We start from the raw sequence: 24,946 nt of genomic DNA, 5'->3' as shown, positions 1-24,946 counted from the left end.
GCGGCCGGCGACGCCCGCGGGCCGAAAGGGGGAAACACCCGACATGCCTGCGCAGAGTGCACCGAACGTCCAGGGCCTCCAGCTCGAGGTGGCCTACCGCAAGAAGCTCGGCGACATCACGAACCTCTTCAACTCGGCGCCGTCGCTCAACCACATCCTCGTCAACCTGAAGGACAAGATCCTCGAGCTCGTCGGCTGCGAGCGCGTGACGATCTTCGCCATCGACACGAAGAATCAGGAGCTCTACTCGCTCCAGAAGACCGGCGGCGACATCAGGGAGATCCGCGTCCCCAAGACGTTCGCCTCCATCGCCGGGTTCGCGGCCCTCTCGCGCCAGCCCGTCCGCGTCGTGAACGCCTACGACACCGCCGAGCTCGCGAAGATCCACCAGCACCTGAAATTCGACGCGCGGTGGGACAAGAGCTCCGGGTACAAGACGAAGCAGGTCCTCGGCGTCCCCATCGTCTTCGAGAAGTACCTCATCGGCGTCCTCGAGCTGATCAACAAGACGACCGGACCGGCGTTCACCGAAAGTGACCAGGAGGCGGCGGAGGAGATCGCGCGCATGCTCGGCATCGCCTTCTACAACCAGAACCGGGCGGCCCGGCAGAACCGCCCCGGCAAGTTCGGCCTCCTCGTCGACAAGGGGATCATCTCCGAGAAGGACGTCGAGGACGCGGCCGCCTCCGCGCGCGTGAACAACACCGACGTCGCCATCGCCCTCATGGAGAAGCACAAGATCCCGAAGGAGGAGATCGGCTCCGCCCTCTCCCACTTCTACCGCCTGAGCTTCTTCAACTACACGGGCGGGGAGAAGATCCCCGACGACTTGAAGCAGCGGATCCCCTTCGACTTCCTCAAGAAGAACCTCGTCGCCCCCGTCGAGAAGAAGGGCGGGACGCTCGTCATCGCCATCGATGACCCGCTCGATCTCGTGAGGCTCGACGGCTTCAAGGCCCTCGCCCTCGCCCCGAACCACGAGGTGCAGGTCGCCCTGAAGGACGACCTCCTCATGTACATCCACACCTCGTACGGCCAGCCGATGGAGGCGACGCCGGCCGACGCTTCCTTAGGCCGCATCCTCGTCGAGCTGGGCGAGGGGGAGCACGAGGTCGAGGTCGAAGAGCGAAAGGACGAGGTCGACGAGACCGACAGCGGCATCGTGCGCCTCGCGAACCAGATCGTCGTGGACGCCTACAACCGCGGCGCCTCCGACATCCACATCGAGCCGAACGGCCCCACCCTTCCGACGATGATCCGCTTCCGCGTGGACGGCGACTGCGTGAAGTACATGGAGCTCCCCGGGCCGCACCGGAACGCGCTCGTCCAGCGCTTCAAGATCATGGCGCAGCTCGACATCTCCGAGCGCCGGAAGCCCCAGGACGGCAAGATTCGCTTCAAGACGCCGCAGCTCGTCATCGAGCTCCGCATGGCGACCATCCCGACCTCGGGGAACAACGAGGACGTGGTCATGCGCATCCTCGCCGCGAGCAAGCCGCAGCCGCTCGAGAAGATGGCGATGAGCGATCGGAACCTCGCCGAGTTCAAGAGGATCATGGCGAAGCCGTACGGCATCGTCCTGTGCGTGGGGCCGACCGGGTCGGGGAAGACGACGACGCTCCACTCGGCCCTCGGCTACATCAACACCCCCGATCTCAAGATCTGGACGGCGGAAGACCCGGTCGAGATCACGCAGATGGGCCTCAGGCAGTGCCAGGTCCACCCGAAGATCGACTTCACCTTCGCCGCCGCGATGCGCTCGTTCTTGCGCGCCGATCCCGACGTCATCATGGTCGGCGAGATGCGAGACACCGAGACCGCCCAGATCGGCATCGAGGCGTCTTTGACGGGGCACCTCGTCCTCTCGACGCTCCACACGAACAACGCGCCGGAGACGATCGTCCGCCTCCTCGACATGGGGATCGATCCTTTCAACTTCGCGGACTCCCTCCTCGGCATCCTCGCCCAGCGGTTGGCGCGCACGATCTGCGGGAAGTGCAAAGAGCAGTACCATCCCGACGGGGCGGAGTTCGAGGAGATGCAGGAGGCTTACGGCGCCGAGGGGTTCGAGCGTCTCGGCGTCAAGTACGACGACGACTTCAAGCTCTCGCGCGGCACGGGGTGCCGCGAGTGCCTCGACACGGGGTACAAGGGGCGCATCCCGCTCCACGAGCTCGTCGTCGGCACCGACGCGGTGAAGCGCCTCATCCAGACGAAGGCGGCGATCGAGGAGATCCGCAAGCAGTCGATCGCGGACGGGATGACGACGCTCCTTCAGGACGGCATCGAGAAGATCCTGAAGGGGGTGACGGACTTCAAGCAGGTGCGCGCGGTGTGCATCAAGTAGGGGGCGCTCGATGCGCATCCTGGCGATCTCGGGAAGCCTTCGCGCGGCATCGTCGAACTCCGCGATCGTGCGGGCCGCGGCCCTGCTCGCCCCTGACGGCGTCAACGTCGAGATCTACGACGGCCTCGGCTCCCGCCCCCACTTCAACCCGGATCTCGACACGGAAGTCCCGCTTCCACCCGTCGGAGATTTCCGGTCGCGTCTGACGGCGTCGCACGCGGTGCTGATCTCGTGCCCCGAGTACGCCCACGGCGTCCCTGGCGTGATGAAGAACGCGCTCGACTGGCTCGTCGGAAGCGGCGAGCTCTCGAGAAAGCCCATCGCGCTCATCAACGCCTCGCCCATCGCAACGCTCGCCCAGGCGTCGCTTCGCGAGACGCTCACCGTGATGGAGGGGATCATCGTCCCCGAGGCGTCGATCGCGCTCCCGGTTCAGGGAAAACACCTCGATGCGGAAGCGATCGCTGCGCACCAGGAGTTCTCGAAGAGCCTGCGGGCCTCGCTCGTCGCGCTCCTGAAGGCGGTCACCGGGCACGAGACCGCCCGATAAGATCAGTGCGCGTGGCGGTGGTGAAGGTCCGGCACGTGCGGATGATCGTGCACGAGGCTCGCGTGCCGGTGCGGGTGGGAATGCGGCTCCGCACCGCCGGTGCCATCCGGGTGATCGTGCCGGTGATGCTCGTCGTGGACGTGGAGATGATCGTGCGTCATCTCCTCGTGCGTGTGCGCGTGACGGTGCCGCTCGATGAGAAGCAGTGCCGCCCCCACCGCCATCAGCGCCATCGCCGCGACATCGGCGAGCCGCAACCGCTCGCCGAGAAGCGCGACGGCGCCGATTGCTCCCGCGAAGGGAGCCGTCGCGAAATACGCCGCCTCCCGCGCCGCCCCGAGGAGCCGCAGCGCGTACGTGTCCAGCACCAGGCTGAGCCCGTAGCACACGACGCCGACCGCGCCCGCGGCGACGATCGAGCCGACCCCCGGCCACCGCGCTGACGTCACCCTCGCGAGAAGGAGCGTGCACGTCCCGGCGCCCAGCGCCTTGACCCGGACGATCGCGACGGGATCGCGCAGCGAGAGGCGCTGCGTGAGATTGTTGTCGAGCCCCCACAGCAGGCAGGCCCCCGCGATCTCGATCGCGCCCAGGGACTCGACGCGCCACTCCCCCGGCTGATACGTCAGGACCACCGCGCCGACGAGAACGAGAAGGCCGGCCAGACCTGCGCGAACCCCCAGGTGCTCCCCGAAGACGACGAGCGCGAGGAGGATCGTGAACGGCGCCTCGAGGTTGAGGAGAAGCGACGCGCTGACCGCCGTGATGCGTCCGAGCCCGTCGAGCATGAGGACAGGTGCGAGGACGCCGCCGGCGAGAATGATTCCCGCGACGAGCGGAATGTCCGCGCGGCGCAGCGGCGCTTCCCGCGTGGTCGAGCGCGAAACGACGCGAGCCACGGCCCCGTACACCACGAGTCCAAGCCCCGCGCCGAGGTACAGGAGCGACGCCAGCGGCAGCGGCCCCGTTCCCGGCAGGAGGAGCTTGGCGAGCGGCGTGCTCACGCCGAAGAGAGCGGCGGCACCGAGGCCGAAGAGGGAGCCTTTCATTGTTGAGGGCGCGCGAGCATGGCGACCCGGGCAGCGATGGAGAAGATTTCGGCGAGCCTCCGAAGATACTTAGAACTAACGAGATATGGAGTACCCCACTGACTAGTATGGCCCGTCAGGTCATTCTGGGCGTATACTCTCTCCGAAACCAGTGAAGGTCGTTGGAGGTACCCATGGTCAACCCGCCGCAGGTCATCGCCGAGCGCGGCGAGCAAATTTACCGCGAGCGTTACAAGGACGAGTACGAAAGGCTCTACTCTGGGCAGTTCGTCGCGCTGGACGTCGATTCCGGAAGTCCATTCGTCGCGGATACGCCCGAGGGTGCGCTCGACGCGGCACGTCGCGCCCAACCGACGGGTCGATTCCACTTGATCAGAATCGGGTCGCCGGGAGTTTTTCGCATGAGCTACGCCGGCAGCGGGAGTCATGGCGACTGGATATTTGGCAAACGGTGAGCCGTTCATCGAAATCGGGCTCGCCGGCGCCTTAACCCCGCCCCCCAAGAAGCTTGCCTGTCTGATCGATACCGGGTTCACCGGATTCCTTTCGATTCCGCTCGTGGACGCGCTTCCGTTCGGGCTCATCCTAAGTGGAACGACCTCTGTCGTGTTTGCGAATGGCACTACCGAATTTCGTCTCACATGCCTTGGCGTCGCGTCAATCGACGGTCAAACCAAGGCTGGCGTGATCACCCTCGAGCCGCAAGGAACGAACGTTCTTCTGGGAATGGACTTTCTTCGAGTTTTCGGGCTGCAGCTTCGCGTTGATCCGTCTACTGCGACTGTGGAACTCAGTTCCACAGTCCCGCCTTTGCCAGCCGTGCCGAGCTCACCGTCGACCTCTTAAACTGCCGGCCGGTGGTCCGTGCCGACTGGATCCTCTGCATGTAAACGCCCCTGCTGGGGACGATCGAGCGGGGCGGCGCGTCGAGCCATACCCACTTCAAGTCCCTCCGGTTCAGGGCCTGGCGCCGGCAAGCGACTCGCGCGGTTCCTTCGTGCGGCGACGAGCGACCGTGAGGTCTGGCCCAGATTGCGGGCGGCATGCTCGTGATACGAACGCTACAGCTTGCCGCGGCTCTTGAGGTCTCTGACGAAGGTCTCGAAGTTCAAGTCGGGCTCGTTGGCCCGAGTCTCGAACGCTTCGAGATCCGCGGCGTCTTCGAGTCGGCGGCGCTCGGTCGAATCGAGAGGAACCGTTGGGCGCTTGACGTTTCGCATGGGTCACTCCCCCTTCACGGCGTAGTCGTCGCCATAATACTTGCTCGTGGTCGCCGTGTGGAACTCGATCGCGCGCACGGGCGCGTACCGCGGGCTCGGCAAGGATGGCAGGACTTCGAGGATCTCCTCCTCCCACAGGTAGACGTTCATCGGGAAGGAGACGCGCGCCAGCTTCCGCTGGTCGGGGTCCCGTGGCTTCGACACGCGGTGCGTCGTCGACGGGAGGATGTCGTTCGAGATCCTCTGCATGTAGTCGCCGGTGTTGAGGATGATCGACCCCGGCGGCGCGTCGAGCCTCACCCACTTCATGTTCTTCCGGTTCAGCACCTGGAGCCCCTCGAGACGCGGCGCCGGCAGGAACGTGAACATCGTCACGTCCTCGTGGCCGAGTAGGCGGGCCGCGCCGGAGAGATCGTCGGCCTCGGACACGGGTGGGTAGTAATTGAGGCGCAGCGCGAAGTTCGTGTTCGTGAGGCGCGCGTCGTAGAGGTGCTCGTCGGCGCCGAGGTGGAGGAGGAGCGACTGCATCACGGGGACGATGAGCCTCTCCTGCTGGAGGGCCATCTCCCTGAAGAACCGCTCGTCGGAAAGATCCGGCCAGAACTCCTCGAGGCGCGGCGGATCGGATCGGCCGTCCGGAATGTCGAAGGCGCGCCGGCAGAAGACCCACCCCTCGACGAGATCGGGGTGAATCCCCGAGGTCTCCTTGATCGGGAAGTACCCCTGGTTCACCGAGCCGTGCCGCCGGGCCGCGAACCTCATCTTCGTGTCGAGCGACGCCCGCGTGAAGACCTCCTCCACCCGAGCGAACGCCTCGTCGTGGATCGCGGGATCGACGCCGTGCCCCTCGAGGATCGCGAAGCCGATCTCCCGGAGCGCCTCACCCAACTCGCGCGCGAACGCGCGACGATCGGCCGCGCCGCCGTCGAGGAACCGCCCGATGTCGCAGGTGCGGACCCGGAAATCGTCGTCGAAGGCCTCGGCCCCCGACGCCTCGGCGAGGCGGTACTTCTGGTCCTTCCGGACCTGGTCGTAGTCGATGAAGTCCCGGTTCGTCGCCGAGACGTCGTCCTTCCGGTCGGCCATCGCGCTTCCCCGGCGTGTCGTGATGAGCGATCATGCGGCACGCTCGACCGGGAGATCAAGGATGCCGGAAACGCCGAGGGAGACGTTCAGCTCGAAGGTCGGCGTGATCCTGACGACGATCGGCGTCGCCGTCGGGCTCGGAAACGTCTGGCGCTTCCCCTACATGGTCGGGAAGTACGGCGGCGCGGCCTTCGTCGCCTTCTACGTCCTTGTGGTCGTGGCCATCGGCGTGCCGGGCCTCGTGGCCGAGTTCGCCCTCGGGCGAAACACGCGGCGCGGCACCGTCGGCGCCTTCGAGCGGAGCGGATTTCCCGGCGGAAGGGCCGTCGGCTGGTTCTTCTTCGCCGTCGTCACCGCGGCGACGGCGTATTACACGAACGTGATCGGCTGGGTGCTCCTCTACGCCGTCTCGCAGGCGGGAACTCTCGCGGGACTGACGATCGACCCGTCCTCGATCCTCCCGCCCGAGACGGGATTCTCCGCGAGGAGCGTCGGCCTCCAGATCCTCTTCACGTCGATCGTCATCGCGGGGTGCGCCTGGGTCCTCGTCGCGGGGGTGCGCCGCGGGATCGAGAGGGCGAGCCGCCTCATCATGCCGGCCTTCTTCGTGATCCTCGGCGTGCTCATCGTGAGGAGCGTGACGCTGCCCGGCGCCTTCAAGGGGATCGAGTGGTACGTCCTCAAGCTGCGCTTCGCCGATCTCAACGGGAGCGTCATGGTGGCGGCGATGGGCCAGGCGGTCTTCTCCCTCTCCCTCGGCGGGACGTTCATGGTCGTCTACGGGTCGTACCTCGGGGACGACATCGACGTGCGGCGCGTCGCCTGGTGGACGGCCATCGGCGACACGGCGGCGGGGCTCCTCGCGGGGCTCGCGATCTTCCCGGCGGTCTTCGCCTTCGGCATCGAGCCGTCGAGCGGCCCGTCGCTCATCTTCTCGACACTTCCGCGCGCCTTCGCGCTGATCCCTGCCGGGGGCCTCTTCGGCGTTCTGTTCTTCCTGGGCCTCGTCGGCGTCGCGTTCCTTTCGGACGTCGCCGCGTTCGAGGTGCTCGTCGCCGGCCTCGCCGACAACACGAGGATCCCGCGGCGGCGAGCGGTGCTCCTGATGTCCCTCGCCGTCCTCGCGCTCTCGATCCCGCCGATGATCAACATGCGCGTCTTCGTCGGCTGGGACCTCACGTTCGGATCGGGGATGCAGACGCTGGGGGCTCTTCTCGCCGTCGTCGCCGTCGCCTGGTCGATGAACCGGGCCGCCGCGCTCGAGGAGATCGGCAAGGGGGGAGGCCCCGCGCATCCATGGCTCCTCGCCTGGCTCCGCTACGTGGTCCCCCTCGGCATCGTCTCGGTCGGGGGGTGGTGGATGCTGCACGACGTGCTCGGCGTTCTCGCCGGGCCCTGAGGCGCCGTCAGGGGGCGTCGAGGCTCATGGCGCCGTCGTGGAATTCCGAGGGGGGAGGCCGCCCGCCGCATCCAGATGACCGAGCAGCTCGTCGGCGCTGGGGCGCTTCGTGTAGGTCTCCGAAATGGAGCGCCACGCGATCCGGCGATCCTTGCCGATGACGAAGACCGCCGGCCACGCGATGCCGTTCTCCTCGTCGACGACGCCGAAGCTCTTCGCCACGTCGAGCGCGGTGTCCGAGAGAACCGGGTACGTCAGCGCCAGCCCCTCGACCAGGCTCCGCGTCTTGTCGACCGCGTCGACCGAGACCGCGACGAGCCCGGCGCCTCGTTCCTTGAACTTCGCGACGTTCGCTTGCAGCTCACCGAGCTGCGTTCGGCAGTACGGTCACCAGGAGCCGCGGTAGAAGACGAGGACGACCGGCCCCTCCTGAAGCGCCTTCGAGAGATCCCAGGTCCCACCCTGGGAGGACTCGAGGACGAACGAGGGAGCGACCGCGCCCGGGGCGACGGCGCGCCCCTCGATGCCGCTCGGAGGGGTCTGCCGGCGGGGATTCGGGACGGCGGCGATCGCCGCAGCCGGGAGAATGGCCACGAGGAGGATCAGGATGACTCGACGGACGGCGCCACCGGTTGGAATCACGCCGGAATCCTAGCACGCTCGCGTTGAGTCGGACCCGCGTCGCCGCGGCCAACACTTCTCCCCGGGCGCGGATTCCGTTCCGTTCCCCTCACGGTCGCCGGCGCGCGTGATCTACGTTGGCGCCTCACGGGAAATTGCCAAGACGAGGAGATCCGCCATGAACCTCTACCAGATGCTGCGGGAGAAAGTGACCAAGCACGGGGCGATCAACAACCCCTATCTCGATCGCTTCGCGCGCGGCGAGATCGACGACGCCGATCTCCGGGACTTCGCCGTCCAGTTCTACGGCTTCGTGAAGCACTTCCCGCGGATCCTCGCGACGCTCCTCGCGAACACCCCCGACCAGCGGGCCGCCGACGAGCTGTGCGTCATCCTCGCGTCGGAGCTGGGGAACGGGAAGCCCGCCGAGCGGCACGAGTACCTCTACCACGCCTTCCTGAGATCGATCGACATCGACCCGAAGCTGGCGCTCGCGGCCGGCCTCGAGCCCGAGACCGAGGACTTCGTGCGGGGGATGGCGGAGCTGTACGGCCACCGCGACTACGGCGTCGCCCTCGGGGCGTCGTTCGGCCTGGAGAACATGGCCATCTCGATGTGGGATCACCTCCTCCCGGGGCTCACGAAGCTGAAAGGGACGTCGCGCCGCGGGATGGACCTCACGTACTTCACCTTCCACCGCGAGCTGGAGTCGACGCACGAGGACGGGATGGAGTCGGCGCTGGCGGTTTCGACGGAGCTCGAGATCGACAGCCTGAAGTACGGCGTCGACACGATGCTGAACTACCTCCAGCGGATGTGGATGGGGCTCGAGAAGAGGTGGCACGCGCGCCGCGGCGGGAAGAGGGTCTCAGCCCCCGGCTTCTACGCCGTCCCGAAGGACGTGGTCTGAGGGGTTGAGGGGCGCTTCACCCACCGAGTGATCGACGCCGGTTGCCCCGGCCGGCGGCCGGCCCTATCTATCCCGGGATGAACCCGTCCCCCATCGCGGACCTCGACGTGGGCGTCATCCCCACGATGCCGCGCGTGGCGATCCGCGTGCGCGAGCTGGTCACCGAGTCGAGGACTTCGGTGTCCGACGTCGTCAAGATCCTCTCGCTGGATCAGACGATGGCGGCGACGGTGCTGAAGGTCTCGAACTCGGCCGCCTTCGCGGTCCGCGGCGGGGTCACATCGCTCTCGCAGGCGATCGTCGTGATGGGCTTCCGAACGCTCCAGTCGGTCGTCACCGCCGCCTGCACCGCCTCTCTCCACCACAAGGCGAGCGCCTCCTTCAAGGATCAGGTCCTGTGGGATCACTCCCTCGCCGTCGCCCTCGCGGGGAACCGGATCGCGCGCGCGTGCGGCTACGTGAAGGTGGAGGACGCCTTCCTCGCCGGATTGATGCACGACATCGGGAAGCTCGTCCTCGACTTCAACCGCCGCGAGAGCTACGCGAAGGTCGTCGAGCGCGTCTACAACGAGGACGTGACGTTCCTGAGGGCGGAGCGCGAGGAGCTGGGGTTCGATCACACCGCCGTCGCCGCGCGGGTGGCCGAGGAGTGGAAGCTCCCCCAAGAGCTGGTCGAGGCGGTGAGGCAGCACCACGAGCCGGCGATGGCGAAGGGCGACCCGACCCTCTGCGCGATCGTGAGCCTCGCGAACTCCCTCTGCGTGAAGCTCTGCATCGGCCCCGAGCGGCATCCGGATCTCGATCTGGCGCAGCTCGAGCCGACGGCGACCCTCGGGATCAAGCCTTCGCAGCTCGACGAGATCGGCGAGGAGCTCCCCGCGCTCCTGGCGAAGGAGAAGAGCCTCTTCAGTTGAGCGGGTGCGGAACGCCGGGCTCACTTCCCCGCGCGCGCGAAGGTCAGCGGGAGCGACGCCCCGCCCTGCTTCCAGGTCCCTGCGATCTGTTCCTTCTCGTGGTCGAACTTCCCCGCGTACGCGAACCCCTGCTTCTCGATGCCGAACGCGAGATCCGGGGCGGCGTAGGTGATCGAGGTGATGACGAGGCCGGTCACCCCCTGGTCGGGGCTGTCCATCGTGGCGGACAGCGAGCCGTCCTTCCCGTCGGTCACGTGAATCACGACGTGGAGCGAGCCGTGGCCTGTGTCGAGCACCCCGACCCAGTCGCCGGCGACGTCGGCGGCGGCGCTTGAGCCGGCGGCGGCGAGGCCGAGCATCCCGAACAATGACGACACGAGCGCGAACGCGAGCCGGACGTTTCTGAATCTTCTCACCCTAAACCTCCTTTGAATGGATCGTCGGACGAACGCCCTCATACCGATCTTCCTTCCTTCGAACGCCGGGTCCTGCGAATCCACCACTGCGCGGCGCGATCGACGGCGTACTTCAGGACCCATCCCGCGGCAAGAGTCGCCGGGATGAGCCACCATCCGAGAACCTCTCTCGCGCCATCCGGAGCGGCGCCGTCCCAGACCAGAGTGACGGGCCACCTCTCCCCCGGCGCGTACCACGCGCCGACGCTGGATGGAGAGAAGAGCTTGTGGACGGTCACGCGCAACAGCGTGATGACAATCGAGTAGCCGGAGATGTACAGGACCGTGGCCGCGACGCGGCCGGCGGATGTCCGTGTCGCGTTCCGCAGCCCCTGGAGGATGACGAGGGGTGACCCGCTGCACTCCGCGTGGGCCATGAGGTTATGGGCGCGGTACGTCTTCGCGAGATCGATCGGGTCGCCGAGCGACTGGATGGCGCCCTCGACGCTTCCTCCTGCCCCCTCCGCGACCTCGGCGATGTGGCCGCGGAGCTCCCGGAGGATGTCCTCGATCTCGGCGTCCGGCATGCCCCGAAGGGCCGCGCGCAACTTCGAGAGGAAAGCGTCGATCATCTATCGCCTCTCTTTCAAGACGGGCGCCAGGAGATCTCCCAGCGTCCCCGCGAACCGCGCCCACATCTTCGCCATCTCGGCAGCCCGGCGGCGACCCACGGACGTCAGCTGGTAGTACTTGCGGGGATGGCCGGCGTCGGCCTCCACCCACTCCGACTCGAGGAGCCCGTCGGCCTTGAGCCGGGCGAGGAGCGGGTAGACGGTCCCCGCCGACAGCGCGAGATCCGACTCGGTCTCGAGGCGCCGCAGGATCTCAAGGCCGTAGAGGCGGCCGGGCCAGAGGCACCCCAGGATGGCGAGCTCGAGCGATCCTTTGCGGAGCTGCACTTCCCACCTGTCGAGGTGCTCCGCGCTCGCGGACGCGGCGCCCTTTGATGTCGTCATGCACGATAGTATGTAATACGATACATCGGGCGTCAAGGGGGATCGTGAAGAAAGTTCGAGGGTGCGCGCAGGAGGGAGGCGGTCAGCGCGGGGGAGCGGCGAGGTGCGCGTCGATCCAGCCGCGCCACGTCGCCATTTTCGCGGCGTAGGCGGCCCCGGTCATGCCGGCGATCTCGGCGTTGCCGGCGTCGGAGAGACCGATGAACTCGTACGTGACCGACGCCTTCGTGCGCCCCGCCCCTGCCGCGACGCACCTCACGGTGACGCGCGCGACGTAGTGCTCCGGCTCGACGCGATGGTACTCGACGTCGTGCGCCGCGCGGTCGAGGCGCAAGACGACCCAGACCGCCTCCCCTCCCCGCTCGAGCTTCGTGCGAAAGATCATCCCCCGCTCCCACACGGCGCCGGGCGGGTGAAGGATCTCCGGATCCCACCCCGGAACCCACGCCCGCTCCCCCTCGGGCGAGAAGAGCGGGAAGACGGCGTCGAGGGGGCCGGCGAGGGCGATCTCGCCGGCGAGCGTGACCGACTTCGCCGCGAAGCTCCCCTGACCGGCCACGGCCTAGACGATCTCCCGGCCGGTCAGCCGCCTGTGGATGTCGAGGTAGCGCTTGCGGGTCCCCTCGACGATCGCGCTCGGGAGGGACGGGACGGGGGGGTTCTTGTCCCACTTGATCGACTCGAGGTAGTCGCGCACGAACTGCTTGTCGAACGACGGCGGCGAGATCCCGACGCGGTACGTCTCCCGGTCCCAGAAGCGCGACGAATCGGGGGTGAGGACCTCGTCAGCGATGACGATCTCCCCATTCCCGCCGTCGAGGCGGCCGAACTCGAACTTGGTGTCGGCGATGATGATCCCCGCCGACTCCGCCCTCTCCCCCGCCTTCCGGAAGACGGCGAGGCTCAGCTCCCGCAGCTTCTCCGCGTCGGCCTTCCCGACGAGGGACACCATCGTCTCGAACGGGATGTTCTCGTCGTGGCCGGTCTCGGCCTTGGTCGAGGGGGTGAAGATCGGCTCTCTGAGGCGGCTCGCCATCTGGAGGCCCGCCGAAAGCTTCACGCCGGAGACCGCCCCGGTCTTCATGTACTCCTTGTGCCCGCTCCCCGCGAGGTAGCCGCGCACGACGCACTCCACGGGGAACATCTTCGCCCTGTGGACCAGCATCGAGCGCCCGGCGAGCATGAGGGACTGCGCCTGCGCCTCGGCCGGGAAGTCCTTCACGTCGGTCGAGATCAGGTGGTTCGCCACGATATCCTTCGTCAGCGAGAACCAGTACCGCGACAACTGCGTGAGGACCTTCCCCTTGTCGGGAATTCCCACGGGAAGGACATGGTCGAAGGCGGAGATGCGATCGGTCGAGACCATCAGCAGGCGGTCGCCAAAGGAGAAGATGTCGCGGACCTTGCCGGAGCCGAGGTGCTTCGCTCCGGGGATCCGGACGCTGGTGACGGCGCTCATGTCGTAGACTCCAGGGGAATGTTGGACGGCGTGGGCGCGATGCTAACAGAAACTCCCGCGAGCGCTCAACCCCGGGGATTCAGGAGAACCGCATGCTGACGCGACGGCTGACCGCCGAAGGGCACCTCATCGACTCCGGGCTCATGTCCCGGTTCCTGAAAGTCGTTCTCGAGGACGGGGGGACTTACGAGATCCTCGGCTTCGACATCGGCCGGACGGTCGGCGACTACTCGAAGATGGAGCTGCAGATCACCGCCCCCGACGAGGCGCGCCTCGCGACGATCCTCGACAACCTCGTCGCCCTCGGGTGCCGCCTCGTCCAGACGGTCGAGGAGGACGCGATCCTCAAGTTCGCGGAAGCGGACGGCACCGTCCCCGACGACTTCTACTCCACGACGAACCACCGCACGCGCCTCCGCATCGCGGGGTCCTACGTCGACGTGGCCGAGCAGCGGATGGACGCGGTTCTCCGCGTGAAGGACGGCCGGGCCGCCTGCGTGAAGCTCCGGGACATCCTCAAGGGGGACATGGTCGTCTGCGGCGTGAAGGGGGTGCAGGTCTTCCCTCCCTTCAAGGATCGCGAGACGATGGACTTCGTCTTCATGGATCGCGACGTCTCGTCGGAGCGGCGCGTCGAGATCGTCGTCACCGACCTCGCGAAGACGATGGCGGAGATCCGCGAGAAGAAGGGGCGCACGGTCATCGTCGCGGGCCCCGTCGTCGTGCACACGGGAGGGGCCGAGCACATGAGCCGCCTCATCCGCGGCGGGTTCGTGCAGGCGATCCTCGCGGGCAACGCCCTCGCCGTCCACGACGTGGAGCGCGCGCTCTACGGGACATCTCTAGGGGTCCATCTGGGCACCGGAGTCCCGGTCTATGAAGGCCACAAGAACCACATGCGGGCGATCAACTTCGTGCGGAAGGCGGGGGGGATGAAAGCGGCCGTGGACCGCGGGCTCCTCCGCTCGGGGGTGATGTTCGAATCCCTCAAGGCCGGGGTGGAGGTCGTCCTCGCCGGCTCGATCCGCGACGACGGGCCGATGCCCGAGACGATCATGGATCTGATCGAGGCGCAGGATCGCTACTGGCGCGCGCTCAAGGGGGCCGACCTCGTGCTGATCCTCTCGACGATGCTCCACGGGATCGGGACCGGCAACATGACGCCGTCGTGGGTGAGGACGGTCTGCGTGGACATCAACCCGGCGGTCGTCACGAAGCTCGTCGATCGCGGCTCGGCCCAGGCCGCCGGCATCGTCACCGACGTGGGGCTCTTCCTGAGGCTCCTCGCCGACGAGCTGGCGGTGGCGGCCTCGCCTCGCTGATGGGTGGCGGCCGCATCCGCGAGGGGGCCCCGGAGCCCGATGAGTCGACGGCGATCGAGATCGAGGAGTGACAGGCCGACCGATGCCAATCCTGGCAGCCTCGCTCGTGGTTCTCGGCCTGACCTCCGCGGTTCCGGCCCGGGAGCCTTGGGGCGATCCGTCCGAGGTCGTGATCTACGCGGCCGCGAGCCTGAGAGACGCCCTCGAGACCCTGGCCCCCGCCTGCGAGAGCGCGAACGGAGTGAAGCTCGTCTTCAACTTCGGGCCGTCGAACGACCTCGCGCACCAGATCGAGCGCGCCCGCAAGGCCGACGTTTTCTTCTCCGCGGACGAAGGCTGGATGGACTACCTCGGAAAGGCGGGAGCGGTCGATGCCGCATCGCGGACCTCTCCCCTCTCCAACCGGCTCGTCGTCATTGGCCGGCTCGACGGCTCGGTGAGCGTCGCGTCGCCGAAGGATCTCGTGAGCCCGGCGATCCGCTGGATCTCCCTGGCCAATCCGGAGGCGGTGCCCGCCGGCAAGTACGCGAAGGCATGGCTGACGAAGACGGGGCCGTGGGACGCGATCAAGGATCGAGTCCTGCCGGCTCCCGACGTCCGCGCCGCCCTCGCGGCGGTCGCATCGGGCGGCGCCGAGGTCGGCGTCGTGTACCGGACCGACGTCCAGGTCTCCCCGCAGGTGCGCGTTCTCTACGAGGTCCCCGAGGGAGACGCTCCTCACATCTCCTACGCCCTTGCCGCGATGCGGGATCGGCCGCACCAGGAAGTCGTCCGGCGCGTGGTGGCCTTCCTCGCGGGGGCGGAGGCGGCCGCGACGTTCGAGAACCTCGGATTCATCGTCGCGCACCCCGGAGGTGCCCAATGAAGTCGCCGCTCAGAACGTTCTCGATGATCGCCGTCGCGTCGACGGCCCTCCTGCCTCCGGCGCTCGCCGCGGTGCCGCTCTACGACGGGCCGAACGGGAAGCTCGACGCCGAGATCCGCCTGATGTTCTGGGGGGGCTCCGACGGACGGAACTCGATCCCGGCCGGAGCGACCGCCCAGAACGAGCACGTCAACGATTTCCTTCTCCGCCGCGTCCACCTCGAGCGTCAACCGGTCGGTCGACCTGACGTACTTCGCGAAGAGCCACGATCACAAGATCCAGCTCGACTGCACGAAGAAGACCGAGAGCGTCACCGAGCTCGACAACGACGAGCCGAGGCTGTCGCTGGTGACGGTGTTCTGAGCGGTGGGACGGGGCTCAGTCCCCCCGCAGGATGTTCCCCAGGAATCCTCCGGGGGTCGCGCCCCCTCCGCCTCCGGTGCGCGTCGGGATCCTCGGGATGAGCCACGACAGGAAGGCCTGCGTGCTGCGCGTCTGGAGGTAGAGGTTCCCCTCCCCGCGGAACTCGCAGACGAGCCCTTCGCCGCCGAGGAGCGTCGACTTCCAGTTGCCGACGCTCCGCACGTCGAAGTCGAGCCCCTGGGTGAAGGCGACGACGTGCCCCGTGTCGCAGACGTACGGGCGCCCGGGCGCTATCGGGACCTTGTGAATGGCGCCGTACGACGAGACGAGGATGTCGCCGCTTCCCGTCGCCTTCAAGAGGAAGAGCCCCTCCCCTCCGAAGAAGGTGCGGGCGCCTCCCCACTGCGCGTCGAGATCGACCGTGGGGTCTCCCGCGAGAAAGGAGCCCGACTGGATGTAGATCGTCTCGCGGTCGATCCGGATGTGGTTGATGTCTCCCGGGAGCGAGGGGGCCAGCGTCACCTCGGCCGGCCCTCCCTCGGCCATGAAGGTGTTCCAGAAGAGGCTCTCGCCGCCGAGGACCTTCCTCTTGAGGGCGCCCATGACGCCCCCCTTCATTCCGGTCTCCATCGCCAGGTTCGACGACATCGAGACCATCGCGCCGGACTCGGCCTGGATGCGCTCGCCGACCGCGAGAGTGACGATGGCGAGCGAATACGACGGCTGGTACTTGATCTCGATCTGCATGTCGCAACGCCTCCATTGAAGGTACCGCGCTCTCGAACGCGTGTGGGCCGATGGTACCATCGCCCGATGCGCCGCCGAATCGTCGTCACACGCCGCCTCTTTCCCGAGGCGGAGGCGATCCTGGCGCGCCGGTTCAACGTGAAGAGGCCCCGAAAGTTGCGGATGGGGCGCGTCGAGCTGGCCGGGGCCCTGAGAGCGGCCGACGGACTGCTCTGCCAGCTCACCGACCCTATCGACGAGCCCCTCCTCTGCGGCGCCCCGGCCCTGCGCGCCATCTCCGTCTGCGCCGTCGGCTACGACAACGTGGACGTCGCCGCATGCCGGCGCCGCGGAATCCTCGTGGCTCACACGCCGGGAGTGCTCACCGAGGCGACGGCCGACCACGCGTGGGCGCTCCTTCTCGCCGCCGCGCGCAGGGTCGTGGAGGGGGACGCCCTGTGCCGCCGGGGGGAGTTCCCGAAGTGGGATCTCGAGTTCATGCTCGGCGCCCAGGTGGCGGGTGGGACGCTCGGCGTCGTCGGGATGGGGCGGATCGGGCGCGCGGTGGCGCGGCGGGCCGTGGGTTTCGGGATGACCATCTTCTATGCGTCGAGATCGGCGGCGAGCTTCGAGGGGGCGGACTCACCTCTCGCCGGGGCCGCGCGCCGCGTCGCGCTCGCCGAGCTGCTGCGCCGGAGCGACTTCGTCACGCTGCACGTGCCGGCGAGCGCCGCGACGAGGCATCTCATCGGCGGGGCGGAGCTCGCGCGGATGAAGCGATCCGCCATCCTGATCAACACGTCGCGGGGAAGCGTCGTGGACGAGAGCGCGCTCGCGGCCGCCCTTTCGGCGGGGCGGATCGGCGGGGCGGGGCTCGACGTCTTCGAGGACGAGCCGCGCGTTCCGGGGTCGCTCACGCGGCGGCCCAACGTGGTCCTTTCGCCGCACGTCGCCTCGGCCACCTCCTCGACGCGGCGGGCGATGGCCTGCCTCGCGGCGCGAAACCTCGCCGCGATCCTTGGCGGCCGCCCCTCGGCGGCGACGCTCGTGCCTACTTCTTCGGCGGGGGCTGCGGCATCTTCGCGCGCGCGGCCTTGAATCCGTCGGCCAGCCTCCGGATCGTCTCGTCCCGCCCGCGCGTCCCGTCGAGCCAGCCGTTCCACGCCGCCTCGTACGCGGAAACGCACGGGGCGTACGTCTCCGCGGCCCCCGGCCCCCGGAGGCCGACGGGCTTGTAGACCTTGTCCATGTAACGGGTGACCAGCTCGCCCGCGTTGAACGTCACCAGGCCGTGAATGAAGGTGTCGATCGCCTCGGGCGGAGCGTCCTTCGGGAGCGCCTGCCTCACCTCCTTGAGCATCCACGACCCGGAGGCCGGCTGCGCCGTGTCGATGAGGTGCGTCGCCTCGTGGACCGACGTCTCGACGAACGAGGCGACCGACTGGAGGTAGACGCCGATGACGGTGTAGTACCCCTTCGTCGTCTTCCCCCAGCTCGAGACGGGGCCGGCGCGGATGACGCCGAGGACGCGGATCTTCCCGTCGATCGGCGCGAAGGCCATCTTCTCCATGAGCGCCTCGGCGAGGCGGAGCTCGGCGCCCCCGTACCGACGGTGCGCGGGGATGATGACGCGGTTCAGCGACTTGAGATGCTCGGGCCAGTAGGCCGAGACGAAGATGGGGTACGCCGAGTCGAGGGCCTCCACGAGGCGATCCACCGCCGTCCGGTTCCCCGGGGTCGAGATCGACGCGGGGAGCGTGGCCGCGCGCCGGCGGACCTCGGCGGGATCGGGCCCTTCGACGACGAGGTCCTCGAACCAGTGCCAGACCGACGCGTCCCGGATCGCCTGGGTCGCGGCGCCGTACGCCGCGGCCTGCGAGCTGAGGTCCCCCGTCTTCCCGGACTGCGGCCTCTCGCTCCCGTCCCACGTCTTGAGGAGGAAATGGCACTCGACGAGGGGATCTGTCTCGAAGACGATCTCGACGCGGGGCTTCCACGGTCCCGTGGCCTCTGCGGCAGCGGCCTCGACCGCGGAGCCGAGGCCTGCCGCGAGCGCGAGGAGCGCAATAGATCGAATCGTCGGCTTCATGGGAGAGGTCTCCTTCCGGGCGTGCCGGAATGGCGGGGGACGCCGGGCACGGAATCGTAGCTCAGCGGGGCGGCTTCGTCACCGGCGGGGCGGGTTCGGGGCGAATCTCAGCCGGAGCATCGTCCAGATCGCCGTCAGGCCGTCGTGCCAGCGGATCTTCTTCCCCTCCGCGATGGAGCGTGGGGCGTACGTGATCGGCGCCTCGACGATGCGGCGGCCGGCCCGCACGAGCCGCGCCGTGAGCTCCTCGCAGAACTCGAAGCCGTCGCACGCGAGCCCGAGCTCGAGGGCGTCCTCGAGGCGAAAGATCTTGTAGCACGTCGTGACGTCCGTGAGGCGCTGGCCGTACACGAGGTTGAAGATCGCGGTGAGGAGCCGGCCCCCCCAGTAGTACGAGAAGTACGACTTCGGGTTCGACCCGAGGATGCGCGAGCCGTACGCGGCGTCGGCTCCGGAGGCCCGGAGGGCGTCGAGGAGCGCCGGGAGATCGGCGGGGTCGTACTCGCTGTCGGCGTCCTGGATCACGATGAAGTCGCCCGTGGCGGCGGCGAACCCCACGCGCAGCGCCGCCCCCTTCCCCCGGTTCGGCGCCTGCCGGCGCGCGGTGAGGTCGGGGCCGGCGAGGGACGCGATGACGCCAGGAGTCCCGTCGATGGAGCCATCGTCGACGACGATGATCTCGCGCTCCCACCCCGGAGTCTCGATCGCCCGGACCCGGCCGACGATGTCCGCGAGGGTCCTCTCCTCGTTGAAGGCGGGGATGACGACGCTGAGCTTCAAGAATCGCCGAGCGTGGCTCCACCGGGCGGCTCGGCCGCCGCGGCCTCGCCCTCCGGGGCCTCCGCGGCCCGTGCGTCGCGCGACGCCGCCTTCCGCTCGTCCATCATCCGGACGAAGTCGTCGAAGAGGTAGAGCGCGTCGTGGGGGCCCGGCGAGGCCTCGGGGTGGTACTGCACGGAGAAGGCCGGGTGCGATCGATGCCGGAAGCCCTCGACCGTCCCGTCGTTGAGGTTGACGTGGGTGATCTCGATGTCGGCGCCGAGGGATTCGGCGTCGACGGCGTAGCCGTGGTTCTGCGACGTGATCTCGACGCGGCCCGTGCGGAGGTTCTTCACCGGATGGTTGACGCCGCGGTGGCCGAACTTGAGCTTGAAGGTCCGGCCCCCGAACGCGAGCCCCATGATCTGGTGCCCGAGGCAGATGCCGAAGATCGGCACGCGCCCGAGAAGCGTTCGAACCATCGTGGCCGCGTAGTCCAGGGTCTCGGGATCGCCGGGGCCGTTCGAGAGGAAGACGCCGTCGGGCGCCCCCGCGAGGATCTCGTCGGCGCCGGTGCGCGCCGGCATCACCGTGACCTTGCAGCCGGCGCCGGTCAGGGAGCGCGGGATGTTGTCCTTCATGCCGAAGTCCAGGGCCACGACCTTGTGCCTCGCGGCGCGGCGGCGCAGCGGCGCCCCCAGCCAGGCGACCGGACCGCCCCCCCGCCAGGGCGCCGCCGAGGCGGACGTGACGCGGCCGACGAGGTCGATGTCCGCGAGGCGCGGGAGCGCCCGGGCCTTCCGGACGAGGCTCTCCTCGGAGAGATCGAGGGCCGACAGCACGCCGCGGAGAACGCCCCCCGATCGGAGATGGCGCGTGAGCGCGCGCGTGTCGATCTCGGAGATGGCGGGGATGTCGCTCTCCCTGAGGTACTGCGGGAGATCGCGGCGCGATCGCCACGACGAGGAGATCTCGCTGCACTCGCGCACGGCGAACCCCTCGACCTGGATCCTCCGGCTCTCGACGTCCAGATCGTTGACGCCGTAGTTGCCGATCTCCGGGGCGGTCATCACGACGATCTGGCCGCGGTACGAGGGGTCGGTGAGGACCTCCTGGTACCCGGACATCGACGTGTTGAAGACGACCTCGCCGCCGCGCTCGGCGGAGGCGCCGAACGAGCGGCCCCGGAAGACCCGCCCGTCCTCGAGCGCGAGCACGGCCTCCATCAGAGCTTCATCCCGACGAGATCGGCGATGGCGCGGACCTCCGTCATCAGCCGCTCGAACTGCTCGGGAAGGAGAGCCTGCGGCCCGTCGGAGAGGGCGCGATCGGGGTTGGCGTGCACCTCGATCATCAGCCCGTCGGCGCCGACCGCGACCGCCGCGCGGGCGAGCGGCGCGACCTTGTTGCGCTGGCCGGTCCCGTGGCTCGGATCGACGATGATGGGAAGATGGCTTTGCGTCTTCACCGCGGGAACCGCCGAGAGGTCGAGCGTGTTGCGCGTGTGCGTCGAGAAGGTGCGCACGCCCCTCTCGCACAGGAAGATCTGGTAGTTCCCCTCCGACGCGATGTACTCGGCCGACATGAGCAGCTCGTCGAGGGTCGCCGACATCCCCCTCTTGAGGAGGACGGGGCGGCGGCAGCGGCCGGCCCGCTTCAGCAGCGGGTAGTTCTGCATGTTGCGCGCGCCGATCTGGATGACGTCGGCGTATTCGGCGACGACGTCGAGCGTCTCGGTGTCGAGGGCCTCGGTGACGATCGGCAGCCCCGTCTCCTCGCGGGCCCTCGCGAGGATCTTCAGCCCCTCGACCTCCAGCCCCTGGAAGGCGTACGGGGAGGTCCTCGGCTTGTAGGCGCCGCCGCGAAGGAAATGCGCCCCCGCCCTCTTCACGGCGTGGGCCACGAAGAAGCTGCGCGGCGTGTGCATGTGCGTGGTCGGCCTGTACGGGAACGCCGCCTCGCGGATGGCCGAGTGGGTGCCGAGCAGCGGCGCCTACGCCTACGGCGGGTACCCCGACGTCGACGCGCTGTACAAGCAGCAGGCGCTCGAGACCGACCGGGCCAAGCGCGAGGCGATGTTGCACCAGATCCAGCACCTCCTTCACGAGCGCGTGAGGTTCGCGCCGATCTGGGACTACACCTGGCCGAGCGGCGTGGGCCCGCGGGTGGAGGAGCCCGCGCTGATGCTGATCAATCCCTATCCGTGGTCGGCGCCTCTGGAGGACGTGCGGCTGAAGAAGAAATAGGCGCTCGCGCGCCACGGCCTCGGCGACGGCGCTTGCGCTCGGGCGGCTTCCCGCATACGTTCTGACCCAGAGCCTGGAGGGAGTACTCTCGCACCGAGGAGGATGGGGCATGACCCGACGCGTGGCGTTCCCGGATCACATCGAGCCGCTCGTGCAGTTCGTGGAGGAGACGGCGCCCGAGCGGATCGTGGCCGCCACCCGTGACCGGCTCGCGGCGGGCACGTCCGTGAAGGACATGCTGCTCGCCTCGGCGCTGGCGGTGGTGCGGTCCTCGGACCTGCCGCCCGGCCACCACGGCGGTCCGCTCCATCCGCTGGCGGGGATCCACGCCGTGCGCCACATCGCGGCGCGGCTGCCCGGCGAGTATGCGATGATGCCCGTGATCCAGAACGTGGCCGTGGCCAACAAGCACATCCACTCGCCCGCCATGGGTCCCTACATCCTGGCCGAGGCGCAGCCGGTCTCGGAGCACGACGACCTGGACGCGACGCTCCAGGCGTTCCGCTACGCGGTGGGCCGCGGCGTCTACAACGCGTGCGACCACTACTTCCTCTACCTGCTCGAGCGGCTCTCGCCGATGCAGGTCCTCGGGCACCTGCTCGAGGTCGCCGTGCCGAAGAACCAGCTCGACGACCACTACTTCTTGTTCCCGGTGTTCACCTGGCGCGCGCTCGAGTACCTCGGCTGGGAGTACGCTCGGTTCATCGGGCGCGCGCCGGTCCGCTACATCACGCGCCCGACGGCGCCGACCTCCCTGGAGGAGGTCGATCGGCTGATCTCGAAATACGAGCTGCTCGAGCGCGACCTGCGCTTCGAGACGGGCGAGGACGAGACCGCGAGCATCACCGCGCTCGCCGACGAGATCGGCCGCGTGAACGACCTGGCCGAGGTCCCGGGCATGCTCGCGCGTGCGCTGGGCGACGGGCTCTCGCTCGAGGGCGTGGGCGAGGGGCTCTCCGTCGGCGGCTCCACGCTGTTCCTGAGATCGCAGACGGGCAACCCCATGGACGTGCACATCAACACCGGCGCCAACACGCGACGCTACCTGCTGCGGCAGCCCGAGCTCTCGCGGCGGATCAAGCTGCAGGCGCTCTTCATGTGGAACACCGGGCCGGAAGTGCGGATGAGCTGCTCGAGGAGATCGAGGCGCTGATCGGCCGGCTGCCCGTCGGTGAGCGTTTGCCCGCGGCCAACCTCGCCACCTGGCGCTCGACCGACGAGGTCAAGCAGGCGGCCGCCCTGGCCCAGCAGTACGCCGATCGTGGCTACGCGCCCGAGCCGCTCATCGCGATGCTCGGCAAGATCGCGTGCCGTGACAACTTCACCGAGATGCACGCCTTCAAGCATCATCAGGCGACGTACGAGGAATTCCACGCCACCCGCCCGTCCCTGCGCTGGCGGCACCTCGTCGCGGCCGTCCAGGCCGCGGCCATCTCGCACGGGCGCATCCAGGACGTCTTCGAGCACGCCGCGGAAGTCATGCACTTCTAGCGTTCCCGTGCGCGAGGTGATGGCGGCGATCGAGCGCGCGGCGGGGGCGGCGGGGGCGTGCGGCAGGGGTCACCGGGACCACGCCGTACGCGACCGCAGACCGTTGGCGGCTGGGCTCCATCCGGGCGCGCTGCTTCCGCTTTCCAGTTGGAGGGGTACGGGTCCGGTTGACCCCTGCCGCACGCCCCCGCCGCGCCCGACTCCCCGTTCGTTTATCTCGACATGACTTCGAGGGCGGAACACTAGATGGCTGGGTTTCGTGTTGGGGTCGATATCGGGGGGACGTTCACCGATATCGTTTTTCTCGACGATCGGGGGCGGATCCACACGCGGAAGGTGTCGTCGAGCGTGGACGACTACGCGCGGGCCATCGTGGAGGGCGTGCGCGAGCTGTTTCGCGACACCGGGCTCGGGGGCGACGACGTGGGCGAGGTGCTCCACGGCACCACGGTGGCCTCCAACGCCATCCTCGAGCTGCGGGGCGCGCGTACCGGGCTCATCACCACCAAGGGCTTCCGCGACGTGCTCGAGCTCCGCCGGCTCCGGATGCCGCGCCTCTACGACCTCCGGTGGGAGAAGCCCGCGCCGCTGGTGGAGCGCTACCTCCGCGCGGAAGTCACCGAGCGGATCAACGCCCAGGGGATCGTGACCGTGCCGCTCGATCCGGCCGAGGTCGAGCGCGTGCTCGACCGCCTGCTGGGCGAGGGGATCGAGGCGCTCGCGGTGTGCCTCATCAACGCCTACGCCAGCGCCGCCCACGAGGAGCAGATCCAGGCGATCGTGCGGCGGCGCGCGCCGGATCTCCCGATGTGCATCAGCGCCGAGGTGCTGCCCGAGATCAAGGAGTACGAGCGGACCTCGACGACCGTGATCAACACGTACGTGATGCCGGTCGTGCAGCGCTACCTCCGGACCCTCGCGGCGGGCTTCGACGAGATCGCCGTGCGGGCGCCCCTCATGATCATGCAGTCGAACGGCGGGCTCATGACCGCGGGGGCCGCCGCGCGGATGCCCATGCACATCATCGAGTCCGGGCCGGCCGCCGGCGTCATCGGCTGCCAGGCGCTCGCGCGGCGCATGAGCCTCGGGCGCGTCATCACCTTCGACATGGGCGGGACGACCGCGAAGGCCTCGATCATCGAGGACGGTGAGGTCAACCGCGCCTCCGAGTACCAGGTGGGCGGCGGCATCATGCTCGGCTCGCGCCTGCTCACGGGGGCCGGCTATGTCCTGCGCGTGCCCGCCGTCGACCTCGCCGAGGTCGGCGCCGGCGGCGGCTCGATCGTCTCGATCGATGCCGGGGGCTCGCTGCAGGTGGGCCCGCGGAGCGCCGGCGCGTGGCCCGGACCGCTCTGCTACGACCTCGGCGGCACCGAGCCCACCATCACCGACGCCAACGTGATCCTCGGGTATCTCAACCCGGCGTACCTCGTCGGGGGCGCCGTGAAGCTGAACGCGGCGCGGTCGCACGAGGTGTTCGAGGAGCGCATCGCCCGGCCCCTCGGGCTCGGCCTGGAGCACGCCGCCTACGGCGCCCACCTGATCGCCGCCTCCAACATGATCCGCGCGCTCAAGGCGGTGTCGAGCGAGCGCGGGCGCGACCCGCGCGACTACGTGCTCTTCGCCTTCGGCGGCAACGGGCCGCTCTTCGCGGGCGGCATGGCGGCCCAGCTCGAGATGGCGAGGATCGTGGTGCCGCCGGCGCCCGGGCTCTTCTCGTCGTTCGGCCTGCTCTACGCGGACGTCGAGCACCACGACGTGCGCACGTATCGGCGGCAGACGCGACAGCTCGACCTCGAGGCGCTGAGCGCGACGCTCCGCCGCATGGAGGCCGACGCCCTCGCGCTGCTCGCCGGCGAAGGCTTCACGGGCGACCGGGCGCGCGTCAGACGCTTCGCGGATCTGCGCTATCACGGCCAGTCCTTCGAGCTGACGGTGCCGCTGCCCGCGGGCGATCTCGGGCCCGAGGCCATCGCCGCGCTCGAGCAGGCGTTCGGCCGCGAGCACGAGCGCGTCTACGGCCACCGCGCGGGCCCCGACGAGCCCGTCGAGCTCGTCACCCTCCGGCTGGTCGGACAGGGCATCCCCGAGCGGCCACGCGTGCCCGACCGCGTCGTGA

Annotated in this window: 28 protein-coding genes; 13 read left to right on the top strand and 15 right to left on the bottom strand. The window is 68.7% G+C overall.

The features are described 5' to 3' along the window. Positions 1–43 precede the first annotated feature (43 nt). Together tadA and HY049_02140 are read left to right on the top strand one after the other, a co-directional pair. A complete protein-coding gene (gene tadA, locus HY049_02145; protein ID MBI3447713.1) occupies positions 44–2,347 on the top strand; it encodes a Flp pilus assembly complex ATPase component TadA in 2,304 nt (767 codons plus the stop codon). Positions 2,348–2,357: 10 nt separating this feature from the next. After that, complete coding sequence (locus tag HY049_02140; protein ID MBI3447712.1) at positions 2,358–2,897, top strand: NAD(P)H-dependent oxidoreductase; 540 nt, start codon at positions 2,358–2,360, stop codon at positions 2,895–2,897. Between the two features lie 2 nt (positions 2,898–2,899). On the opposite strand, the gene HY049_02135 is transcribed toward HY049_02140, so the two are convergent. Further along, positions 2,900–3,946, bottom strand: coding sequence for an EamA family transporter (locus HY049_02135; GenBank protein ID MBI3447711.1), 1,047 nt, complete (start codon positions 3,944–3,946; stop codon positions 2,900–2,902). Between the two features lie 173 nt (positions 3,947–4,119). On the opposite strand from HY049_02135, the gene HY049_02130 reads away from it, so the two are divergent. Then, positions 4,120–4,401, top strand: a complete 282-nt coding sequence (locus tag HY049_02130; GenBank protein MBI3447710.1) for a hypothetical protein — start codon at positions 4,120–4,122, stop codon at positions 4,399–4,401. A 606-nt stretch (positions 4,402–5,007) separates the two neighbouring features. Here the strand turns inward: HY049_02130 and HY049_02125 are convergent. Next, positions 5,008–5,166, bottom strand: coding sequence for a hypothetical protein (locus HY049_02125; protein ID MBI3447709.1), 159 nt, complete (start codon positions 5,164–5,166; stop codon positions 5,008–5,010). Positions 5,167–5,169: 3 nt separating this feature from the next. Then, positions 5,170–6,252 carry an isopenicillin N synthase family oxygenase gene (locus HY049_02120; protein MBI3447708.1) on the bottom strand — a complete coding sequence of 361 codons (1,083 nt, stop codon included), beginning with the start codon at positions 6,250–6,252 and terminating at the stop codon, positions 5,170–5,172. Between the two features lie 61 nt (positions 6,253–6,313). On the opposite strand from HY049_02120, the gene HY049_02115 reads away from it, so the two are divergent. Next, a complete protein-coding gene (locus HY049_02115) occupies positions 6,314–7,651 on the top strand; it encodes a sodium-dependent transporter (protein MBI3447707.1) in 1,338 nt (445 codons plus the stop codon). Positions 7,652–7,675: 24 nt separating this feature from the next. On the opposite strand, the gene HY049_02110 is transcribed toward HY049_02115, so the two are convergent. After that, the gene (locus HY049_02110; GenBank protein ID MBI3447706.1) at positions 7,676–8,011 is read right to left on the bottom strand and encodes a peroxiredoxin family protein; all 336 of its coding nucleotides are present in this window, start codon (positions 8,009–8,011) and stop codon (positions 7,676–7,678) included. Positions 8,012–8,038: 27 nt separating this feature from the next. Next, positions 8,039–8,293 carry a hypothetical protein gene (locus HY049_02105; GenBank protein ID MBI3447705.1) on the bottom strand — a complete coding sequence of 85 codons (255 nt, stop codon included), beginning with the start codon at positions 8,291–8,293 and terminating at the stop codon, positions 8,039–8,041. Positions 8,294–8,450: 157 nt separating this feature from the next. Between HY049_02105 and HY049_02100 the strand changes: the two genes are divergently transcribed. Both HY049_02100 and HY049_02095 read left to right on the top strand, forming a co-directional pair. Then, positions 8,451–9,182, top strand: a complete 732-nt coding sequence (locus HY049_02100; GenBank protein ID MBI3447704.1) for an iron-containing redox enzyme family protein — start codon at positions 8,451–8,453, stop codon at positions 9,180–9,182. 77 nt (positions 9,183–9,259) lie between these two features. Continuing rightward, positions 9,260–10,096 carry an HDOD domain-containing protein gene (locus HY049_02095; GenBank protein ID MBI3447703.1) on the top strand — a complete coding sequence of 279 codons (837 nt, stop codon included), beginning with the start codon at positions 9,260–9,262 and terminating at the stop codon, positions 10,094–10,096. A 20-nt stretch (positions 10,097–10,116) separates the two neighbouring features. Here HY049_02095 and HY049_02090 read toward each other — a convergent pair whose 3' ends face one another. The 5 genes from HY049_02090 to HY049_02070 all read right to left on the bottom strand — a co-directional run bounded on the left by HY049_02090 (position 10,117) and on the right by HY049_02070 (position 12,966). Beyond that, the gene (locus HY049_02090) at positions 10,117–10,512 is read right to left on the bottom strand and encodes a hypothetical protein (protein ID MBI3447702.1); all 396 of its coding nucleotides are present in this window, start codon (positions 10,510–10,512) and stop codon (positions 10,117–10,119) included. 38 nt (positions 10,513–10,550) lie between these two features. After that, positions 10,551–11,123, bottom strand: coding sequence for a DUF1700 domain-containing protein (locus HY049_02085; GenBank protein MBI3447701.1), 573 nt, complete (start codon positions 11,121–11,123; stop codon positions 10,551–10,553). Then, positions 11,124–11,507 (bottom strand): PadR family transcriptional regulator, encoded by a 384-nt coding sequence (locus HY049_02080; protein MBI3447700.1) that lies wholly within the window; start codon positions 11,505–11,507, stop codon positions 11,124–11,126. It abuts the gene before it with no gap. 82 nt (positions 11,508–11,589) lie between these two features. After that, entirely contained in the window at positions 11,590–12,066 is a 477-nt protein-coding gene (locus HY049_02075) for a hypothetical protein (protein MBI3447699.1), read from the bottom strand. 3 nt (positions 12,067–12,069) lie between these two features. Then, positions 12,070–12,966 (bottom strand): phosphoribosylaminoimidazolesuccinocarboxamide synthase, encoded by an 897-nt coding sequence (locus HY049_02070; GenBank protein ID MBI3447698.1) that lies wholly within the window; start codon positions 12,964–12,966, stop codon positions 12,070–12,072. A gap of 92 nt (positions 12,967–13,058) precedes the next feature. On the opposite strand from HY049_02070, the gene HY049_02065 reads away from it, so the two are divergent. Then, positions 13,059–14,288, top strand: a complete 1,230-nt coding sequence (locus HY049_02065) for a TIGR00300 family protein (GenBank protein ID MBI3447697.1) — start codon at positions 13,059–13,061, stop codon at positions 14,286–14,288. An 82-nt stretch (positions 14,289–14,370) separates the two neighbouring features. Next, entirely contained in the window at positions 14,371–15,153 is a 783-nt protein-coding gene (modA, locus tag HY049_02060) for a molybdate ABC transporter substrate-binding protein (protein MBI3447696.1), read from the top strand. Between the two features lie 378 nt (positions 15,154–15,531). On the opposite strand, the gene HY049_02055 is transcribed toward modA, so the two are convergent. Next, positions 15,532–16,263 (bottom strand): TIGR00266 family protein, encoded by a 732-nt coding sequence (locus HY049_02055; protein ID MBI3447695.1) that lies wholly within the window; start codon positions 16,261–16,263, stop codon positions 15,532–15,534. Between the two features lie 66 nt (positions 16,264–16,329). Here HY049_02055 and HY049_02050 point away from each other — a divergent pair, with 66 nt between their 5' ends. Continuing rightward, positions 16,330–17,340 carry a D-glycerate dehydrogenase gene (locus tag HY049_02050; GenBank protein MBI3447694.1) on the top strand — a complete coding sequence of 337 codons (1,011 nt, stop codon included), beginning with the start codon at positions 16,330–16,332 and terminating at the stop codon, positions 17,338–17,340. Here the strand turns inward: HY049_02050 and HY049_02045 are convergent. The 4 genes from HY049_02045 to aroF all read right to left on the bottom strand — a co-directional run bounded on the left by HY049_02045 (position 17,294) and on the right by aroF (position 21,017). After that, positions 17,294–18,331 (bottom strand): hypothetical protein, encoded by a 1,038-nt coding sequence (locus HY049_02045; protein MBI3447693.1) that lies wholly within the window; start codon positions 18,329–18,331, stop codon positions 17,294–17,296. The genes HY049_02050 and HY049_02045 overlap by 47 nt on opposite strands. 78 nt (positions 18,332–18,409) lie before the next feature. Next, the gene (locus HY049_02040) at positions 18,410–19,111 is read right to left on the bottom strand and encodes a glycosyltransferase family 2 protein (GenBank protein MBI3447692.1); all 702 of its coding nucleotides are present in this window, start codon (positions 19,109–19,111) and stop codon (positions 18,410–18,412) included. Then, the gene (carA, locus tag HY049_02035) at positions 19,108–20,316 is read right to left on the bottom strand and encodes a glutamine-hydrolyzing carbamoyl-phosphate synthase small subunit (protein MBI3447691.1); all 1,209 of its coding nucleotides are present in this window, start codon (positions 20,314–20,316) and stop codon (positions 19,108–19,110) included. The genes HY049_02040 and carA overlap by 4 nt, the downstream gene beginning before the upstream one ends. Continuing rightward, complete coding sequence (gene aroF, locus HY049_02030) at positions 20,316–21,017, bottom strand: 3-deoxy-7-phosphoheptulonate synthase (protein ID MBI3447690.1); 702 nt, start codon at positions 21,015–21,017, stop codon at positions 20,316–20,318. Before aroF ends, carA begins: the two co-directional genes overlap by 1 nt. Here aroF and HY049_02025 point away from each other — a divergent pair. From HY049_02025 to HY049_02010, 4 genes are all read left to right on the top strand, one after another. Further along, a complete protein-coding gene (locus HY049_02025; GenBank protein MBI3447689.1) occupies positions 21,010–21,336 on the top strand; it encodes a hypothetical protein in 327 nt (108 codons plus the stop codon). The genes aroF and HY049_02025 overlap by 8 nt on opposite strands. A gap of 109 nt (positions 21,337–21,445) precedes the next feature. Continuing rightward, positions 21,446–22,489, top strand: a complete 1,044-nt coding sequence (locus HY049_02020; protein MBI3447688.1) for a hypothetical protein — start codon at positions 21,446–21,448, stop codon at positions 22,487–22,489. Beyond that, complete coding sequence (locus tag HY049_02015; protein ID MBI3447687.1) at positions 22,435–22,827, top strand: hypothetical protein; 393 nt, start codon at positions 22,435–22,437, stop codon at positions 22,825–22,827. The genes HY049_02020 and HY049_02015 overlap by 55 nt, the downstream gene beginning before the upstream one ends. 246 nt (positions 22,828–23,073) lie before the next feature. After that, positions 23,074–24,946: hydantoinase/oxoprolinase family protein (locus tag HY049_02010; GenBank protein ID MBI3447686.1), on the top strand; the 1,873-nt coding region annotated here is incomplete at its 3' end.

The sequence above is a fragment of the Acidobacteriota bacterium genome (assembly GCA_016195325.1).
Taxonomy (GTDB): domain Bacteria; phylum Acidobacteriota; class Polarisedimenticolia; order JACPZX01; family JACPZX01; genus JACPZX01.
This window is presented reverse-complemented; position numbering and strand designations above follow the sequence as displayed.

Coding starts and splice junctions, on each gene's coding strand:
- HY049_02115 (MBI3447707.1), top strand. CDS start 6,314: ATGCCGGAAACGCCGAGGGAGACGTTCAGCTCGAAGGTCGGCGTGATC.
- carA (MBI3447691.1), bottom strand. CDS start 20,316: ATGGAGGCCGTGCTCGCGCTCGAGGACGGGCGGGTCTTCCGGGGCCGC.
- HY049_02070 (MBI3447698.1), bottom strand. CDS start 12,966: ATGAGCGCCGTCACCAGCGTCCGGATCCCCGGAGCGAAGCACCTCGGC.
- HY049_02085 (MBI3447701.1), bottom strand. CDS start 11,123: ATGATCGACGCTTTCCTCTCGAAGTTGCGCGCGGCCCTTCGGGGCATG.
- HY049_02120 (MBI3447708.1), bottom strand. CDS start 6,252: ATGGCCGACCGGAAGGACGACGTCTCGGCGACGAACCGGGACTTCATC.
- tadA (MBI3447713.1), top strand. CDS start 44: ATGCCTGCGCAGAGTGCACCGAACGTCCAGGGCCTCCAGCTCGAGGTG.
- HY049_02135 (MBI3447711.1), bottom strand. CDS start 3,946: ATGAAAGGCTCCCTCTTCGGCCTCGGTGCCGCCGCTCTCTTCGGCGTG.
- aroF (MBI3447690.1), bottom strand. CDS start 21,017: ATGCACACGCCGCGCAGCTTCTTCGTGGCCCACGCCGTGAAGAGGGCG.
- HY049_02125 (MBI3447709.1), bottom strand. CDS start 5,166: ATGCGAAACGTCAAGCGCCCAACGGTTCCTCTCGATTCGACCGAGCGC.
- HY049_02095 (MBI3447703.1), top strand. CDS start 9,260: ATGAACCCGTCCCCCATCGCGGACCTCGACGTGGGCGTCATCCCCACG.
- HY049_02100 (MBI3447704.1), top strand. CDS start 8,451: ATGAACCTCTACCAGATGCTGCGGGAGAAAGTGACCAAGCACGGGGCG.
- HY049_02050 (MBI3447694.1), top strand. CDS start 16,330: ATGCGCCGCCGAATCGTCGTCACACGCCGCCTCTTTCCCGAGGCGGAG.
- HY049_02130 (MBI3447710.1), top strand. CDS start 4,120: ATGGTCAACCCGCCGCAGGTCATCGCCGAGCGCGGCGAGCAAATTTAC.
- HY049_02140 (MBI3447712.1), top strand. CDS start 2,358: ATGCGCATCCTGGCGATCTCGGGAAGCCTTCGCGCGGCATCGTCGAAC.
- HY049_02020 (MBI3447688.1), top strand. CDS start 21,446: ATGACCCGACGCGTGGCGTTCCCGGATCACATCGAGCCGCTCGTGCAG.
- modA (MBI3447696.1), top strand. CDS start 14,371: ATGCCAATCCTGGCAGCCTCGCTCGTGGTTCTCGGCCTGACCTCCGCG.
- HY049_02080 (MBI3447700.1), bottom strand. CDS start 11,507: ATGACGACATCAAAGGGCGCCGCGTCCGCGAGCGCGGAGCACCTCGAC.
- HY049_02045 (MBI3447693.1), bottom strand. CDS start 18,331: ATGAAGCCGACGATTCGATCTATTGCGCTCCTCGCGCTCGCGGCAGGC.
- HY049_02065 (MBI3447697.1), top strand. CDS start 13,059: ATGCTGACGCGACGGCTGACCGCCGAAGGGCACCTCATCGACTCCGGG.
- HY049_02055 (MBI3447695.1), bottom strand. CDS start 16,263: ATGCAGATCGAGATCAAGTACCAGCCGTCGTATTCGCTCGCCATCGTC.